Below are 15,319 nucleotides of genomic sequence, written 5' to 3' on the forward strand. Positions count from 1 at the left end.
GATCAACCTACCATAGTGTACTGATTTCCCACATCATCGCCACCTCAAGTCTAAAGTCAGACGTGATTTAACGCCAAGTTTATTGGTAATGACAGGGTTTGCGTCAATAAAATGCAAAAAACCCATCACTACAAAAAGTAGTGATGGGTCTCGAATAGTTGGAGTCGACACATAAGCCGGGTTCTGTTCCGCTTGCGCGGCGGTAGCCATTCGTCTAGGCCAGCAATCGCTCACTGGCTCAAGCAACCTACCCGCCTCCTTACGCGAGCAACGCAATGTGGAGGCCTATTTGGTCTTGCTCCGGGTGGAGTTTACCCTGCAACGAACTATTGCTAGTCGTCCGGTGCGCTCTTACCGCACCCTTTCACCCTTACCTGTGCCCTAGGGCCATCGGCGGTCTTCTCTCTGCTGCACTTGTCGTAGGCTTGCGCCTCCCAGGCGTTACCTGGCACCCTGCTCTATGGAGCCCGGACTTTCCTCCCCTTTACCAGTCTCCCGAAGGACGTCAACGTCAGTCTCCCAAAGGACTTCAACGTCAGTCTCCCGAAGGACATCAGTAAAGCAGCGACTACCCAGTCAACTCCGAGGGCGGATTGTATAGAGTTATCCACTCAGAGTCTAGTGAGATCACAGATATGATGAAATGAATGCATTGAGTGGTGTTTTTTTAACCTAACCATCAAACATTGAGCCTAAAAAAGGCCGATATTTTCACATCGACCCGCTTTACCATGTGTCTCGTTAGCCGTGCTTAGTCTAAGTTTTCTAAGCCCCACTTATACAACGCATTCTTCTTCAAGTTATGAATTTCTGCCACCAAAGCCGCTGCTTTTTTCAAAGGCAGCTCTTTGGTTAAAATCCCTAATGTACGCAAAGCATCATCTGGCAATGAGTCGTCCGCGGTTTCGCGATGGCCATGCACCAGCAACACCATTTCACCACGCTGTTGGTTATCGTCACTTTTCACCCACTCAATTAACTCACCTAATGGCATGCCTTGAATGGTTTCAAAGGTTTTCGTTAGTTCTCTCGCCAACACGACTTCTCTATCTGGGCCAAGAACGTCTAACATGTCTTGTAGAGAGTCCAAAATACGGTGCGGTGACTCGTAAAAAATACACGTACGCTCTACCGAAGCAATCTCTAGGAATTTATCCTTACGGCCTTTGCTTTTCGGTGGTAAAAAGCCTTCGAAGCTAAAGCGATCGGATGGCAAGCCTGATGCACTTAACGCCGTAATGACCGCGCAAGCACCAGGAAGCGGCACAACTCTAACGCCCGCTTGACGACATTTTGTCACCAAATGGTATCCTGGGTCGCTGATAAGTGGCGTACCAGCGTCAGAAACTAACGCGATAGACTGACCGGAAAGCAGCTTTTCTACCAAAACCTGTGCTTTTTGCTGCTCATTATGATCATGCAGAGCAAAAGTTTTGGTTTGAATATTGAAGTGAGACAGTAATTTACCCGTATGACGAGTATCCTCAGCAGCAATGATGTCCACCGTCGACAGAATTTCGATAGCACGTTGGGTGATATCCGCTAAATTTCCGATTGGAGTCGGTACGATATAGAGAGTTGGCCCCTCATTCGGCAACTTATTTTTATCTGTCATTTGTTTACCATCACTTCAACGATTAATATAGAGACAATTTTGTACAAAATTATAGAGAACTCACGGCAATGATTAACCATAAGAGACTCAGTGTACCACGCATACTTACTCCTGTTGCACTAGCAATTACGCTCGCCGCCTGTTCTTCAGGTCCAAGACAGCCTGATGGCGTTGATGTAACACTTGAGCCTACTCAGTCTGTTCAGAACTATATGATCCAAGCTGATAGCACGGAAGGCAGTTTACAAAATGACTGGTTGATCATGGCAACCAAAGCCGCTATTCAAGCGAACCAGTTTGATCAAGCAGAACTGTTGATCAAACGTCTGGCTCGACAACAGTTGACCGAAGTTCAGCAAGCGGAGTGGCAACTGGCGCGTGCGACCATACAGCAAAAGCAAGGTAATTACTCGCAGTTGCTGCAATTGTTAAACTTTAAACCTTGGTGGAAATTGCCAAACGAGCAATGGAAAGACTATTATTTGATGCGTGCCGACGCTTATCAAGGCCTCAACCAAGCGTTTGAAGCAAGCCGCCAGCTGGTTGCATTTGGTCAATACGCCTCGTCAGCAGAGCAGAGGGAAATCTCTAGCCGTATTTGGATGAACTTTGGCAGCTACTCAGAATATGAACTCACCTCATTAGAAACAGAGCCGAATGAGGATGTTCTAGACGGCTGGCTTCAGCTGGCTGTTTATGCAAAAACGCTGTCGGGCAACCTGTCCCAACTTAAAAATACGCTAGAGCGCTGGTTAAGCGAAAACCCTTCGCACCCAGCTGCTATCTATACACCAGAAGAGATTCAAAACATTCTCTCTCTTGATATCGTGAAGCCAAACAATACTGCTTTATTGCTGCCGCTGACGGGTAAGTTCTCGCCACAAGCGCAATTAATTCGTGATGGTTTTGTATTTGCGATGATGAATGATCGTAATCGAGATCCTAGTGCAACACTTACGGTGATTGACACCAATGCGTATAACGCTGACCAAATTAAACAACGCTTGATCAATGAAAACATCGATTTTGTTGTTGGCCCTCTAGAAAAAGAGAACGTGGAGTTGTTGCACACAACCATGGATGGCTCAGCAAATGGCCCTACCATTCCAGCCCTTGCGCTAAATATCCCCGAGGATGTGCAACCAGATAGCAATATTTGCTACTTGGCATTATCACCGGAACAAGAAGCCGCACAAGCTGCAAAACACTTGTTCAGCGAAGGCTACAACTTCCCTCTTATTCTTGCACCAAAAGGCAGCTTTGGAGAGCGTGTAACTGAGGCTTTCAACAAAGAATGGCGAAAGTACAGCTCTAACAAAGTCGCAGCAAGTTACTTTGGTGACAAGCGCCAACTTCAAAAAGACATCAATGAAGTATTTGGCCTGCAAGAGAGCAAGCAGCGTATCGCCCAGATGCAATCATTAATGCGAATTAAGCTTGAAACACAGCCACGTAGCCGTCGTGATGTTGATGCGGTTTATATCGTAGCTAGAAGCACTGAGCTGACTTTGATCAAGCCGTTTATCGAAGTAGCGATTAACCCTGATGCGAAAGCACCACAAATCTTCTCTAGTTCGCGTAGCAACAGTGGCGGCGCGACATACGAAGATCTAACAGGCATCATCTACAGCGACATTCCATTGCTGATTGACCCAGATCCTAGCGTAACCGCTGAAATGAACGAGCTTTGGTCAGAGCAATCTAACATGGAAAAACGTTTGAAAGCACTCGGTATGGATGCATATAAATTGATCGGTGAACTTCCACAAATGAAGGTCGTTCCTGGTTACTCAGTCGGTGGCCAAACCGGTATTTTAAGTATCGACAACAACTGTGTTGTACAGCGTGAATTGAGCTGGGCTGAGCGTGGGGCTCTTTAGTAAGCGCCAAATCGGAAATCAATATGAAGCTCTGGCGAAGCACTATTTGCAACGCCAGGGCTTGAGCTTTATTGAACAAAATTTCCTGACCAAGGTCGGTGAGATTGATTTAATCTTCCAACAAGGTGAAACTATCGTGTTTGTTGAAGTCAAATATCGTAAGAACGATCACTTTGGCTCAGCAGCAGAAATGGTAACGCACGCAAAAATGCGCAAGCTAATCAAAACTGCACAAGTTTGGCTTAGCCAACAAAAGCGCTTAAAACACAATATCGATTATCGGTTTGATGTCATCGCTATTCATGACAATGGGCGAGATATCAACTGGATAGAAAACGCAATCTCTGAAGGATAAGCGATGCTAGACAGCATTAAAGACAGCTTTACAGAAAGTATTCAAATTCAAATCGCAGCAGCAGAGGCGCTGCCCGATGCCATTACTCACGCGGCCCAAGCGATGGTCTCAAGCTTGCTCAATGGCAACAAAATTTTATGTTGTGGTAATGGCGGCAGTGCTTCAAACGCTCAACAATTTGTTTCTTGTCTTTTAAACCGTTTTGAAACTGAGCGCCCTAGCCTGCCAGCAATGGCCTTAACAGCCGATAATACAACCCTGACCGCTGTTGCAAACGACTACCACTACCAGGAAATTTTCTCAAAACAGGTACGAGCGTTTGGCCAGCCAGGCGACATTCTGCTTGCCATGTCGACTAGCGGTAACAGCAAAAATATTATCAAAGCGATGGAAGCGGCCGTAACTCGAGACATGACGATTATCGCGCTAACAGGAAAAGATGGCGGTGAGATGGCAGGCCTGCTTGGTGAGAACGACGTCGAAATTCGCATTCCATCACACCGCACTGCACGTATTCACGAAGTACATATGGTGACACTCCATTGTCTTTGTGATCTTATTGACCAGGTGCTTTTCCCTGCTCATGAAGAGTAACCAAGACTGAGGGTCAGAATTATGATACGTAGCCTCGTTATCTTATTAACAGCATTGAGTTTAAGTGGTTGCGCTGGCTTGTTTATCGCTGGCGCTGCAACCACAGCAAATATTGTCACGGACACACGCAGTACAAAACAAATTTGGCAGGACAACAACATCGAATTCGAAGTTGCGGCGATCGGGAATAAGGCGCCGTTTAAAGGTGAGGTTCGTGTGGTTGCCAGCTCCTATAACGGTACGGTTGTTCTTATGGGTCAGGCTCCAACGCAAGACCTTATCCATGCTTTAGAGCGAAGAGCTCGAGAAGTTAGTGGTGTGAAAGTCATACACAATCAAATCAAACAAAAAGAGCCACTCACTGTCACTCAAATTAGCAACGACAGTTGGATCACAACCAAAGTAAAATCAGCCTTGCTGACCGACTCTGAACTCAATGGCGTTAAGGTTAAAGTGATCACCGAAGACGGCGACGTTTTTCTGTTTGGTTATGTCACACCAGAGCAAGGCGAGCGAGCGACAGAAATCGCGCGTAATATCTCTGGCGTAAAACAAGTCATTAAAGGGTTCCAATATGGCGAAATGGAACCTGTTGAAGTGGACTTACCGAGTGACGGTGTACAAACAATAGAAAGTGAGACAAACGCGGAAAATGAAGCCAACGTCGAAGCATTTACGATCAGTGAGTAATTGCGAAACATCACTTGAAAACACGTCAAGACACTAAAAAGAAAAAAAGCAGCGTTACGCTGCTTTTTTATTATTTAATCACTCTTAAGCTTGGTTTGCCTTTTGGTCGAGGAGCATCGTCCTCTTCGGCATCCGAATCAGAGGCAAACTCAGAAGGCTCATCGCTAACCGTTGTAAACGATGGGGATGATTCTTCCTCGGTCATCGCTTCTTCTTCTTCGATGTGAGTGTACGCTTCTTCTGGTTCAAACATAGTACCAGCACCATTCTCACGCGCATAAATAGCTTGGACAGCATACACCGGCACAATTACTGAGTGCGGACGACCGCTAAAGCGAGCATGGAAGGTAATCGCATCATTACCTAACTCAAGATTACCCACCGCACGTGGTGCAATATTCAAAATAATTTGACCATCTTGAATAAACTCAACCGGTACACGTACGCCCGGCATCGTTGCATCCACCACTAAGTGAGGAGTCAAGTCATTGTCTACTAGCCAATCGTAAAATGCGCGAAGCATATACGGGCGGCGAGCAGTCATTTTTGCAATATCCATAACGTGTTTAAAATCGCTTAGCGAACTAGGCGCATTTCACGTTCAGCTTCAGTTAAAGAAGCAAGGAACGAATCACGTTCAAATACGCGGTTCATGTACACCTTGATTTCTTTTGAACCAGGGCCAACCAGATCGATACCAAGTTGAGGCAGACGCCACAATAATGGAGCTAGGTAACAGTCGATCAAGCTGAATTCTTCGCTCATGAAGTACTCATATTCAGCAAAAATTGGCGCTAATGTCAGAAGATCATTACGCAGCTTTGTGCGTGCTTTTTCTGATTCTTCCGCATTACCTTTCATCACTTTTTCAGCGAGTGAATACCAGTTGCGTTCGATACGGTACATCATCAAGCGGCTGTTGCCACGAGCAACAGGGTAAACCGGCATTAGAGGTGGATGAGGGAAACGCTCGTCCAAGTACTCCATGATGATTTTTGAATCGTAAAGAGCTAGCTCACGGTCAACAAGAGTTGGCACTGATTTATATGGGTTTAGCTCAACAAGCTCAGCAGGAAGGTTTGCTTCGTCAACAAGCTCAACTTCAACACTTACGCCTTTTTCAGCTAGTACAATGCGAACCTGATGGCTATACAAATCTGATGCACTTGAGAAAAGAGTCATCACAGAACGTTTATTGGCAGCTACAGCCATGGAGCCCTCCAGTACACTTACAAATAAAAACAATGGAGGCTAAGCCTCCATTGTACATCAATTAAAATTGGGAATTAGCACGGTATTTTAGCACAATTAATGCACATCGCGCCAATACTCTTTCTTGAGCATCACGACAACGATGGTTAGAAGCACTAAGAAGCCCATTACCCACCAACCTAAAGCATGACGCTCAAGCTGCACTGGGTCACCTGAATAAACCAAGAAGTTCACTAGGTCGCCAACCGCTTTGTCGTATTCGCCTTCGCTCAGCTCACCCGTACCATCTGTTTCAGTACCAACAACAACTTGTACTTCTTCGCCATCTACGATTTTCGTATCGTAAATCGGCGTCGGGATACCCTGTAGCTCTTCAAGCACATGTGGCATACCAACACTCGGGAAGACAATGTTGTTCACGCCGAATGGACGAGATGGATCAACATAGAAAGAGCGTAAGTAAGTGTATAACCAATCAGCACCACGAACTCGTGCAACCAACGTAAGATCTGGTGGTGGAGCACCAAACCAGTTTGCCGCTTGCTTCGGTGGCATTGCATTGACCATTAGATCACCGATTTTCGCTTCAGGATTGAAAATCAGGTTTTCTTTCATTAAGTCTGTTGGAATTTCCAAGTCTGTTGCTACACGCTCATAACGCTGATACTGCGTTGAGTGACAAGCAAAACAGTAGTTCATGAACAACTTCGCACCGTTTTGTAGCGAAGCTTTATCCGTTAGGTCAACATTCGCTTTATCAAGCGGAACGTTAGCCCCCGCTGCCATCGCTAGTGATGGCAACATAGCAAATAGAATTACAATCCACTTCTTCATTTGAATGTCACCCTCTCTGGTAATGGTTTGGTTGCTTCATTTTTGCTGTAGAAGAACAGCAACACAAAGAACATGAAGTAACACAAGCTAAAGATCTGAGATAGTAGTGTGTACGTTGGTGTTGCAGGTAACGCACCTAAAATACCCAGAGCGATAAAGGCGATAGTGAACTGTACAATATTCAACAGATGAAGTTTGCTACGGTAACGGTATGAACGAACTTTACAACGATCCAACCAAGGTAGAACAAACAGCACTGCAATTGACGCACCCATTAGGATAACACCTAATAGTTTGTCTGGAACCGCACGTAAAATTGCGTAAAACGGCGTGAAGTACCATACAGGAGCAATGTGCTCTGGTGTCTTCAGTGGGTTGGCCGCTTCAAAGTTAGGCGGTTCAAGGAAGTATCCTCCCATTTCTGGGTTAAAGAACAGCACGTAACAGAAGAAGAACAAGAAACCAGCCACACCAACTAAGTCCTTAACCGTACCGTATGGGTGGAAAGGAATAGAGTCGATAATGTCGTATTTCTTCGTGTAGTAATCGTGGAACTTGAACTGTGTCTTGTAATCATCGCCCATTGAACCTTTTGGTAGCTTAGTTTCGATACCATCAGGGTTGTTTGAGCCGACTTCGTGCAGCGCCAATACGTGCAGAACCACAAGAAGAAGTAGAACGATAGGCAGTGCAATAACGTGTAGTGCGAAGAAACGGTTTAACGTTGCACCAGAGATGATGTAGTCACCACGGATCCAAAGCGTTAGGTCATCACCGATAACAGGAATCGCACCAAACAAAGAAATGATTACCTGCGCACCCCAGTATGACATCTGACCCCATGGCAGTAGGTAACCCATGAATGCTTCAGCCATTAGAACGAGGAAGATCAACATACCGAAGATCCACAGTAGTTCACGAGGTTTTTGGTATGAGCCGTAGATCAGGCCACGGAACATGTGCAAGTACACAACAACGAAAAACGCAGATGCGCCAGTTGAGTGCATGTAACGTAGAAGCCAACCGTACTCTACATCACGCATGATGTACTCGATAGAAGCAAACGCACCGTCACCAGAAGGAACGTAGTTCATCGTTAGCCAGATACCCGTTAGGATTTGGTTAACCAGAACCAGCATCGCCAGAGAACCGAAAAGGTACCAAAAGTTGAAGTTCTTAGGCATTGGGTATTCAGACAAATGCTTTTTATAAGCATTCATTGCAGGAATACGCTTTTCAACCCAGTCTAACATTGCTTGCATTATGCATCCCCCTCATCAACACCCACAATGAGCTTGGTGTCGCTCAAATACATGTGCTTAGGAACGACAAGGTTCAATGGAGCAGGTACCCCTTGGAACACTCGACCAGCCATATCGAACTTAGAACCATGACAAGGACAGAAGAAGCCAGATCTTACGCCCTGGACCTGCTCTGAGAAAGAGTCTGGTAGATAGGTTGGTGAACAACCTAGGTGAGTACAGAAACCAACAGCGACAAAAAACTCTTCCTTAATCGAACGAAACTCATTCTGAGCGTACTCAGGCTGCTGTTCCATTTCAGATTGCGGATCACGAAGCTTATCGCCGATCGTTTTTAAGTTATCTAGAACGCTTTGAGTGCGGCGAACAATCCATACAGGTTTCCCCTGCCACTCGACACGAACCAGCTGACCTGGTTCAATTTTACTTATATCCACTTCCACCGGTGCACCTGCCGCTTTGGCTTTAGCACTCGGATTCCATGATTTGATAAAAGGCACGGCGACGGCGACTGCCCCTAACCCACCAACAACTGCCGTTGTAGCGGTTAGAAAACGCCTGCGACCGTTATTTAAAGGCGCGTTGCTCATCCAAACATTCTCCCATTTGCTCCCTTTGGATCGTTATTATTCCGCTTATAAGAGCATGGCTAACAAATAATGAATTTAGTTCTATTTATTGGAGGGAAATGATAAAGAAAACCCTACTTTTTGACAAGATAAAGCTACCTTTTTGTAACATTTGTGAGGCAAATCGCTCGCGTCGTCACAAAAGCGGCAGAATTATAAAAAATTGATGTGATTTGTAACAAGAAAGCACAACATGGAAGTTCTGCTGAAAGCTATTCAAACCTTTTATCTTGGTAGTTTTCAGTTAATTACACAGCAAAATATTTCTTAGTGCACATTCAACTTACGTTATTTGTATTTTCACTTTTGTAGCACGCCGCATACGCAAAAAAGACGAGTAGGCATTTTAAAACATGTTGCAGGGATATTAAGACGCAAAGGCACCCACAGCAGATAAATAAGCTTATGACGTATGGTAAGGAAGAAGCCTTACTCTGAGCCTAGTTATAAGTGAATACAAATGGATATTGATAGGCAGGTATTATTTCTTTAAAAACAAAAAAGCCCGGCATAGAGCCGAGCTTTTGGTACACAGTTTCCAGAATAACTCTGAAAAGCAGAATTTCCAATAAGAGGAAATTAACGCTTAGAGAACTGTGGACGACGACGTGCTTTACGTAGACCAACTTTCTTACGTTCAACGCAACGAGCGTCACGAGTAACGTAGCCAGCTGCGCGTAGAGCAGGACGTAGAGACTCATCGTATTCCATAAGCGCGCGAGTGATACCGTGACGGATAGCACCAGCTTGACCAGAAATACCGCCGCCTTTAACTGTTACGTAAAGGTCTAGCTTTTCAGTTAGTTCAACAAGTTCTAGAGGTTGTTGTACAACCATGCGAGCTGTTGGACGACCGAAGTATTCGTCAAGGTTACGCTTGTTTACTACAATGTTGCCGCTGCCTGGTTTAATAAAAACACGTGCAGCTGAGCTTTTGCGACGGCCAGTGCCGTAGTATTGATTCTCTGCCATTTTCGAAATCCCCAATTAGATGTCTAGTACTTGTGGTTGTTGAGCAACATGGTTGTGCTCAGCGCCTGCGTAAACTTTAAGCTTACGGTACATAGCACGGCCTAGAGGACCACGTGGAAGCATGCCTTTAACTGCAAGCTCAAGAACCATCTCAGGTTTACGATCGATCAACTTTTCAAAAGTGATAGATTTTAGACCACCTGGGAACTCAGAGTGACGGTAGTACACTTTGTTCTTAGCTTTGTTACCAGTTACAGCAACTTTCTCAGCGTTGATAACGATGATGTAGTCACCAGCGTCAACGTGAGGAGTGTATTCAGCTTTATGTTTGCCACGTAGGCGAGATGCAATTTCACTTGCTAGACGACCAAGAGTTTTACCTTCAGCGTCTACAACGTACCAGTCGCGTTTTACAGTTTCTGGTTTAGCAACGAAAGTTTTCATGCTAATAATAACCCGTTAATTAAAATTTAAACTTTAAGGAACACCGTTCTGGTGCTCCCACACTGTCTAAGAGCCCAGTCATCACCCCTTCGAGTCGTTGGTACTCTCGACCTTCAATTTCGAAATAACTTCGATAATCCGGTCTGCAGTAACGGTGGGTCGCAGGATTATAGAGAAGAGCGAAGAAAAAATCACCTTTTTTTGCGCCAAATCACTAATTTTTTCTTCACTTTTTAAGAACACACTAGATTTAGGCCAAATGCTCACGCGCGAGGTACTCATGACTTTGCATCTCAGTGAGCCGAGACAAACAGCGCTTAAATTCAAACTCGAGCTGCCCCTCAGTATATAAGTCTTCCATTGGCACTTCAGCAGAAATAATCAACTTCACATTGCGCTCGTAAAACTCATCGACCAGTGCGATAAAACGCCTCGCAGCGTCATCTATTTTTCGGTTCATCTGTTGAACGTCCGCCAATAATACCGTGTGATAAATTCGGGACAGCTCAATGTAGTCATTTTGACTGCGAGCGGTTTGGCATAACTGAGCAAACGACGCATGCAGAACCCCATCACTCGCTTCAATTACCTCAAGCTGACGGTGATTAACTTCGATTTGATGAGCGACGATCTGACGTTCGCCCGTCAGCTGCTGATAATACTTGTTGAGATTAATGTTGGCCTGTTCATCAAGTGGATAATGGTATATTTCGGCCTGTTCAAGCGTTCTTAAGCGATAATCAACGCCACTATCAACATTCAACACGTCACAACGTGCCAAAATCATATCAATTGCAGGCAAAAAGCGCGCTCTTTGTAAGCCATTACGATATAAGTTCTGCGGTTCGATGTTTGAAGTCGCGACTAGGATCATCTGTCGCTTGAACATCTCTTGGAGTAACGTTGCAAGGATCATCGCATCCGTAATGTCAGAGACAAAAAATTCATCAAAGCAAACCACATCCGCTTCTTCTTTGAATTTATCCGCTACTTTTGCTAGCGGATTTTCGACATCACCTAACAGCTTCAACTCATCATGTACTCGATACATGAAGCGGTGAAAGTGTACGCGCATTTTTCTTTGGGTTGGTAAAGCATCAAAAAACGCATCCATGAGGTACGTTTTACCGCGTCCGACTCCTCCCCAAAAGTAAAGACCTTTTGGGGGTTCAGGCATGTCGATTTTTTTCCCCATGAGCTTTTGCCATTTGGAAAGCTGGGACACAGGAGCTGACTGAAATTCAACGATAGCATGGTAAAGCTTATCTAATGCAACGACCGCTTGATACTGAGCTTCATCACGCTGAAACCCGTGTTCCGCTATGTCTTTTTGATATTGTTGTAGTGGTGTCATCGTATTAAGTCGTATAGAGGTACTGGGAAAAGGGTTACCTCGGGGTCAACTTTGAGAATAGAGAGAAGTAGTTATCAGTCCCCGAAGACATACTGCTATTTTTCTTTATCGGCTGTTCAAGCCATAGTAACATGGACTAGCACCGCGTGTAACTAAGTAGTAAAAGACTTGTTAAAACAACTATAAGGAGCAGTTATGCCTTGGATTTATGCCATTGTGGGTTTGCTGGTCGGTACAATCGTAGGCGTAGTCATTAGTAGACTAACCACCCCTGAATACAAGAAACAAAAGTCTGTGCAGAAAGAACTTGAAGCGGCCAAGTTTGAACTAGAGCAACAACGTCAAGAGCTCGTCGATCATTTTGCACAAACCGCAGAAATGTTGGATACACTAGGTAAAGATTACACCAAGCTGTACCAACATATGGCTAAGACCTCTTCTGAGCTTTTGCCAAACTTGCCAGAGCAAGACAACCCGTTTGATAAGAAAACGGCAATGTCTTCTGAAGCTATTGCAGAAGATCAACCAGAGTTTAACGAACAGCCAAAAGACTACGCCAATGGCGCAACGGGTCTTTTAAAGGATCAAGAGAAAGAAATCATTAATGCTCCCGAAGCGGTAACCGCAAAAGCATCATAACCTTCTCTTACCTCTACCTACTAGGGCCGATACATTTGTATCGGCCCTTTTTTGAACTTTTTCTTCTTACCTTTGCTCTAACTTGGATGTGAACTGCCTCCCCCTTTGATTATCCGAACTAGGCCCTATATTAGTTATTAACAAAGTGAACTAACCGTTCGGATATTTCTTTTTGGCAGACATGTTTCAAGAGGAGTTATTGGATGAAAAAACCACTGCTTGCGCTCACCGTTCTATCTCTGAGTTTGGGCTCTATTATTGCGCCAGTTCAAGCCACCGCAGCATTACCTTTAAATGTGGATGGCCAACAGTTACCTAGCTTGGCGCCCATGCTTGAGAAAGTAACCCCTGCTGTTGTGAGTATTGCTGTAGAAGGCAAACAAGTACAAACCAGCCGTATTCCCGAACAATTTCAATTCTTCTTTGGACCGGACTTTCCGATGGAGCAAAGGCGCGAGCGCCCGTTCAGAGGTTTAGGTTCTGGTGTCATTATTGATGCGAAAAAAGGGCATATCGTCACTAACTACCACGTAATCAAGGGCGCGGATGAGATTCGAGTTCGCCTCTATGATGGTCGCGAGTATGACGCTACGCTCGTTGGCGGAGATGAGATGGCCGATGTTGCGTTGCTTAAATTAGAAAAAGCGAAAAACTTAACGCAAATTAAAGTCGCAGATTCCGACAAACTTCGCGTAGGTGACTTTACGGTTGCGATTGGTAACCCATTCGGACTCGGTCAAACCGTGACGTCGGGCATCGTCTCAGCGTTAGGCCGTAGTGGCTTGAACGTTGAAAACTTCGAAAACTTCATCCAAACCGATGCCGCAATTAACAGCGGTAACTCTGGTGGTGCATTGGTCAACCTTAATGGTGAGCTGATCGGTATTAATACTGCGATTTTAGGCCCTAACGGCGGTAACGTGGGGATTGGCTTTGCGATTCCGTCCAACATGATGAAAAACCTCACCGAGCAAATTCTAGAGTTTGGTGAAGTCAAACGCGGCATGTTGGGTGTACAGGGCGGTGAAGTAACCTCTGAGCTGGCTGATGCATTGGGTTACGAGTCAAGTAAAGGGGCCTTTATTGGCCAAGTCGTACCAGACAGCGCAGCCGATAAAGCTGGATTGAAAGCCGGTGATGTAATTGTATCGGTAAACGGTAAAGCGATTAATACTTTCTCAGAGCTCCGCGCAAAAGTGGCAACGCTGGGCGCAGGAAAAGAAATCACGTTAGGTGTAGTTCGAGATGGTAAGAATAAAACCTTTGATGTAACGCTTGGCGAATCTACAAATATGAAAGCCAAAGCCGAAACATTACACGAAGGGCTCAAGGGTGCTGAGTTAAGCAATACGACACCAAGTGATGCAATTCAAGGCGTTAAAGTATCGAGCGTTGCAGATAACTCTCCGGCTGCTCAATATCAATTACAACAAGGGGACATCATTATCGGTGTAAACCGTCAGCGCGTGAAAAACCTTGCTGAGCTTCGTGCAATCGTGGATAAGCACAAAGGCGTATTAGCTCTGAATATTCAGCGTGGCGAACGTACTATTTATCTTGTTATTCGTTAGTCACTTTCAAAGTGATAGGAAATAAGGTTTTCGATGCATAGCATCGAGTAATAAGCCTCGAATACTTTTCCTTATCGCTCAATAGCTAATGAAAAGGGCAGCACGATTCCGTGCTGCCCTTTTGTTATTTTTCAATGTAATGCTATTCTTCATCTTCTATGCCATTTTGGCGCTCATGCATGGAGAGGATATGCTCAGCTTTTTATTACGTTCTGTCTTTTTAGGCTTGGCTACTGCCGCAGTGGTATTACTGGCGGTACCATCTTTGCGCAACAACGTAATTCCTGCCGCGCTAGATCCGCAACCTGTTAATATCGCGTCCGTTGAGTTGACATTTAATCAGGCGGTGCGAAGAGCAGCACCTGCCGTAGTAAACATCTACAGCCGTAAATATGTTGAAAATGATCGCAGTAAACTCTCGACTCAAGGTCTGGGTTCAGGTGTCATTGTCAGTGAGAAAGGCTACATCATTACCAACTACCATGTGGTTGCTCAAGCAGACCAAATTGTTGTCGCATTACAAGACGGTAGAGCCGCGGCAGCTCAGCTAGTTGGCACGGATAAACGCACAGACATTGCCGTACTTCGTGTCGAAGGTTCGAATTTACCTGTTATTCCTCTTAACTCTAATTACAAACCACAAGTTGGTGATGTGGTCCTAGCCATCGGTAACCCATACAACCTTGGGCAAACCACAACGTTCGGCATTATTTCAGCAACAGGACGCTCATCTATTAGCGACGGTCGCCAAGCATTTATTCAAACCGATGCCGCCATCAATGAGGGGAACTCTGGTGGCGCCCTAGTGAACACTCAAGGTGAGCTCGTCGGCATCAATACCGCCTCTTTCCAACAAGCGACTGATTTAGAAACTTACGGTATTTCCTTTGCGATCCCTGCGCCACTAGCCAGCAAGATCATGCAGAAAATCATCGCTGATGGTCGCGTGATTCGTGGCTATATTGGTATCGACGGCCAAGACATTAATGCGGTCACTGCTCGCCTACTTGGAAATGAACACATAGGTGGTATTGTCGTGCTTGGTATTGATCCAAATGGTCCAGCCAATGCAGCAGGCTTCCAAAAGCAGGACATCATTATCAGTATTGATGGCAATAAAGTGCAAGGGCGTCAGAGCGTCATGGATATCGTCACCGATTTACGTCCTGGCACCACCGTGGACGTCGGCATCATTCGCAAAGGAAAAGAGATGAGCTTGAAAGTCACGATTGCTGAAGACAAGCAAGAAGCATAAAAAATCCCAGCCA

The 15,319-nt window shown here is 45.3% G+C and carries 16 protein-coding genes and 1 other RNA gene; 7 read left to right on the top strand and 10 right to left on the bottom strand.

The genetic code is table 11. The features are described 5' to 3' along the window. Positions 1-156: 156 nt before the first annotated feature. Positions 157-584, bottom strand: an RNA gene (gene rnpB / locus FR741_RS13105) — RNase P RNA component class A. A 167-nt stretch (positions 585-751) separates the two neighbouring features. Next, on the bottom strand, positions 752-1,615 hold the full coding sequence (rsmI, locus tag FR741_RS13110; protein ID WP_005396454.1) for a 16S rRNA (cytidine(1402)-2'-O)-methyltransferase: 864 nt from the start codon (positions 1,613-1,615) through the stop codon (positions 752-754). 68 nt (positions 1,616-1,683) lie between these two features. Here rsmI and FR741_RS13115 point away from each other — a divergent pair, with 68 nt between their 5' ends. Genes FR741_RS13115 through FR741_RS13130 form a run of 4 tightly spaced genes read left to right on the top strand, consistent with a single transcriptional unit; the run spans position 1,684 to position 5,134 of the window. Further along, entirely contained in the window at positions 1,684-3,495 is a 1,812-nt protein-coding gene (locus FR741_RS13115) for a penicillin-binding protein activator (RefSeq protein ID WP_167426901.1), read from the top strand. Further along, a complete protein-coding gene (locus FR741_RS13120; protein ID WP_005396457.1) occupies positions 3,482-3,850 on the top strand; it encodes a YraN family protein in 369 nt (122 codons plus the stop codon). The genes FR741_RS13115 and FR741_RS13120 overlap by 14 nt, the downstream gene beginning before the upstream one ends. Before the next feature lie 3 nt (positions 3,851-3,853). Next, a complete protein-coding gene (locus tag FR741_RS13125) occupies positions 3,854-4,444 on the top strand; it encodes a phosphoheptose isomerase (RefSeq protein ID WP_005372901.1) in 591 nt (196 codons plus the stop codon). A 21-nt stretch (positions 4,445-4,465) separates the two neighbouring features. Next, on the top strand, positions 4,466-5,134 hold the full coding sequence (locus FR741_RS13130) for a BON domain-containing protein (RefSeq protein WP_054867253.1): 669 nt from the start codon (positions 4,466-4,468) through the stop codon (positions 5,132-5,134). Between the two features lie 70 nt (positions 5,135-5,204). Here the strand turns inward: FR741_RS13130 and sspB are convergent, their stop codons facing one another. The 8 genes from sspB to zapE form a co-directional block, all read right to left on the bottom strand. Continuing rightward, on the bottom strand, positions 5,205-5,693 hold the full coding sequence (gene sspB, locus FR741_RS13135) for a ClpXP protease specificity-enhancing factor (protein ID WP_048626626.1): 489 nt from the start codon (positions 5,691-5,693) through the stop codon (positions 5,205-5,207). 17 nt (positions 5,694-5,710) lie between these two features. Then, positions 5,711-6,346 (bottom strand): stringent starvation protein SspA, encoded by a 636-nt coding sequence (gene sspA, locus FR741_RS13140; protein WP_005372897.1) that lies wholly within the window; start codon positions 6,344-6,346, stop codon positions 5,711-5,713. Between the two features lie 96 nt (positions 6,347-6,442). Continuing rightward, the gene (locus tag FR741_RS13145) at positions 6,443-7,180 is read right to left on the bottom strand and encodes a cytochrome c1 (protein ID WP_005372881.1); all 738 of its coding nucleotides are present in this window, start codon (positions 7,178-7,180) and stop codon (positions 6,443-6,445) included. Beyond that, positions 7,177-8,442, bottom strand: coding sequence for a cytochrome b (locus FR741_RS13150; protein WP_005372880.1), 1,266 nt, complete (start codon positions 8,440-8,442; stop codon positions 7,177-7,179). Before FR741_RS13150 ends, FR741_RS13145 begins: the two co-directional genes overlap by 4 nt. Then, positions 8,442-9,032, bottom strand: coding sequence for a ubiquinol-cytochrome c reductase iron-sulfur subunit (gene petA / locus FR741_RS13155; protein WP_005396462.1), 591 nt, complete (start codon positions 9,030-9,032; stop codon positions 8,442-8,444). The genes FR741_RS13150 and petA overlap by 1 nt, the downstream gene beginning before the upstream one ends. 618 nt (positions 9,033-9,650) lie before the next feature. Beyond that, complete coding sequence (gene rpsI, locus FR741_RS13160) at positions 9,651-10,043, bottom strand: 30S ribosomal protein S9 (RefSeq protein WP_005372876.1); 393 nt, start codon at positions 10,041-10,043, stop codon at positions 9,651-9,653. A gap of 15 nt (positions 10,044-10,058) precedes the next feature. Then, positions 10,059-10,487 (bottom strand): 50S ribosomal protein L13, encoded by a 429-nt coding sequence (gene rplM, locus FR741_RS13165; RefSeq protein WP_012842158.1) that lies wholly within the window; start codon positions 10,485-10,487, stop codon positions 10,059-10,061. A 250-nt stretch (positions 10,488-10,737) separates the two neighbouring features. After that, positions 10,738-11,841: a cell division protein ZapE gene (gene zapE, locus FR741_RS13170; protein ID WP_167426902.1), complete on the bottom strand. Its 1,104-nt coding sequence runs from the start codon at positions 11,839-11,841 to the stop codon at positions 10,738-10,740. Positions 11,842-12,036: 195 nt separating this feature from the next. On the opposite strand from zapE, the gene zapG reads away from it, so the two are divergent. The 3 genes from zapG (at position 12,037) to degS (ending at position 15,306) form a co-directional block, all read left to right on the top strand. Next, positions 12,037-12,480, top strand: a complete 444-nt coding sequence (gene zapG, locus FR741_RS13175) for a Z-ring associated protein ZapG (protein ID WP_005395919.1) — start codon at positions 12,037-12,039, stop codon at positions 12,478-12,480. Between the two features lie 203 nt (positions 12,481-12,683). Continuing rightward, positions 12,684-14,051, top strand: coding sequence for a Do family serine endopeptidase (locus FR741_RS13180; RefSeq protein WP_005395920.1), 1,368 nt, complete (start codon positions 12,684-12,686; stop codon positions 14,049-14,051). Between the two features lie 190 nt (positions 14,052-14,241). Then, positions 14,242-15,306, top strand: a complete 1,065-nt coding sequence (gene degS, locus FR741_RS13185; RefSeq protein ID WP_005395921.1) for an outer membrane-stress sensor serine endopeptidase DegS — start codon at positions 14,242-14,244, stop codon at positions 15,304-15,306. The last annotated feature ends 13 nt before the right edge of the window (positions 15,307-15,319 follow it).

The organism is Vibrio diabolicus (genome assembly GCF_011801455.1).
Classification (GTDB): Bacteria; Pseudomonadota; Gammaproteobacteria; order Enterobacterales; family Vibrionaceae; genus Vibrio; species Vibrio diabolicus.

Bases quoted from the DNA above. Each gene is read 5' to 3' on its own strand.
- FR741_RS13130 (WP_054867253.1), top strand. From the start codon at position 4,466: ATGATACGTAGCCTCGTTATCTTATTAACAGCATTGAGTTTAAGTGGT.
- rplM (WP_012842158.1), bottom strand. From the start codon at position 10,487: ATGAAAACTTTCGTTGCTAAACCAGAAACTGTAAAACGCGACTGGTAC.
- petA (WP_005396462.1), bottom strand. From the start codon at position 9,032: ATGAGCAACGCGCCTTTAAATAACGGTCGCAGGCGTTTTCTAACCGCT.
- rsmI (WP_005396454.1), bottom strand. From the start codon at position 1,615: ATGACAGATAAAAATAAGTTGCCGAATGAGGGGCCAACTCTCTATATC.
- FR741_RS13180 (WP_005395920.1), top strand. From the start codon at position 12,684: ATGAAAAAACCACTGCTTGCGCTCACCGTTCTATCTCTGAGTTTGGGC.
- sspB (WP_048626626.1), bottom strand. From the start codon at position 5,693: ATGGATATTGCAAAAATGACTGCTCGCCGCCCGTATATGCTTCGCGCA.
- degS (WP_005395921.1), top strand. From the start codon at position 14,242: ATGCTCAGCTTTTTATTACGTTCTGTCTTTTTAGGCTTGGCTACTGCC.
- sspA (WP_005372897.1), bottom strand. From the start codon at position 6,346: ATGGCTGTAGCTGCCAATAAACGTTCTGTGATGACTCTTTTCTCAAGT.
- rpsI (WP_005372876.1), bottom strand. From the start codon at position 10,043: ATGGCAGAGAATCAATACTACGGCACTGGCCGTCGCAAAAGCTCAGCT.
- FR741_RS13125 (WP_005372901.1), top strand. From the start codon at position 3,854: ATGCTAGACAGCATTAAAGACAGCTTTACAGAAAGTATTCAAATTCAA.
- FR741_RS13145 (WP_005372881.1), bottom strand. From the start codon at position 7,180: ATGAAGAAGTGGATTGTAATTCTATTTGCTATGTTGCCATCACTAGCG.
- zapG (WP_005395919.1), top strand. From the start codon at position 12,037: ATGCCTTGGATTTATGCCATTGTGGGTTTGCTGGTCGGTACAATCGTA.
- FR741_RS13115 (WP_167426901.1), top strand. From the start codon at position 1,684: ATGATTAACCATAAGAGACTCAGTGTACCACGCATACTTACTCCTGTT.
- FR741_RS13150 (WP_005372880.1), bottom strand. From the start codon at position 8,442: ATGCAAGCAATGTTAGACTGGGTTGAAAAGCGTATTCCTGCAATGAAT.
- zapE (WP_167426902.1), bottom strand. From the start codon at position 11,841: ATGACACCACTACAACAATATCAAAAAGACATAGCGGAACACGGGTTT.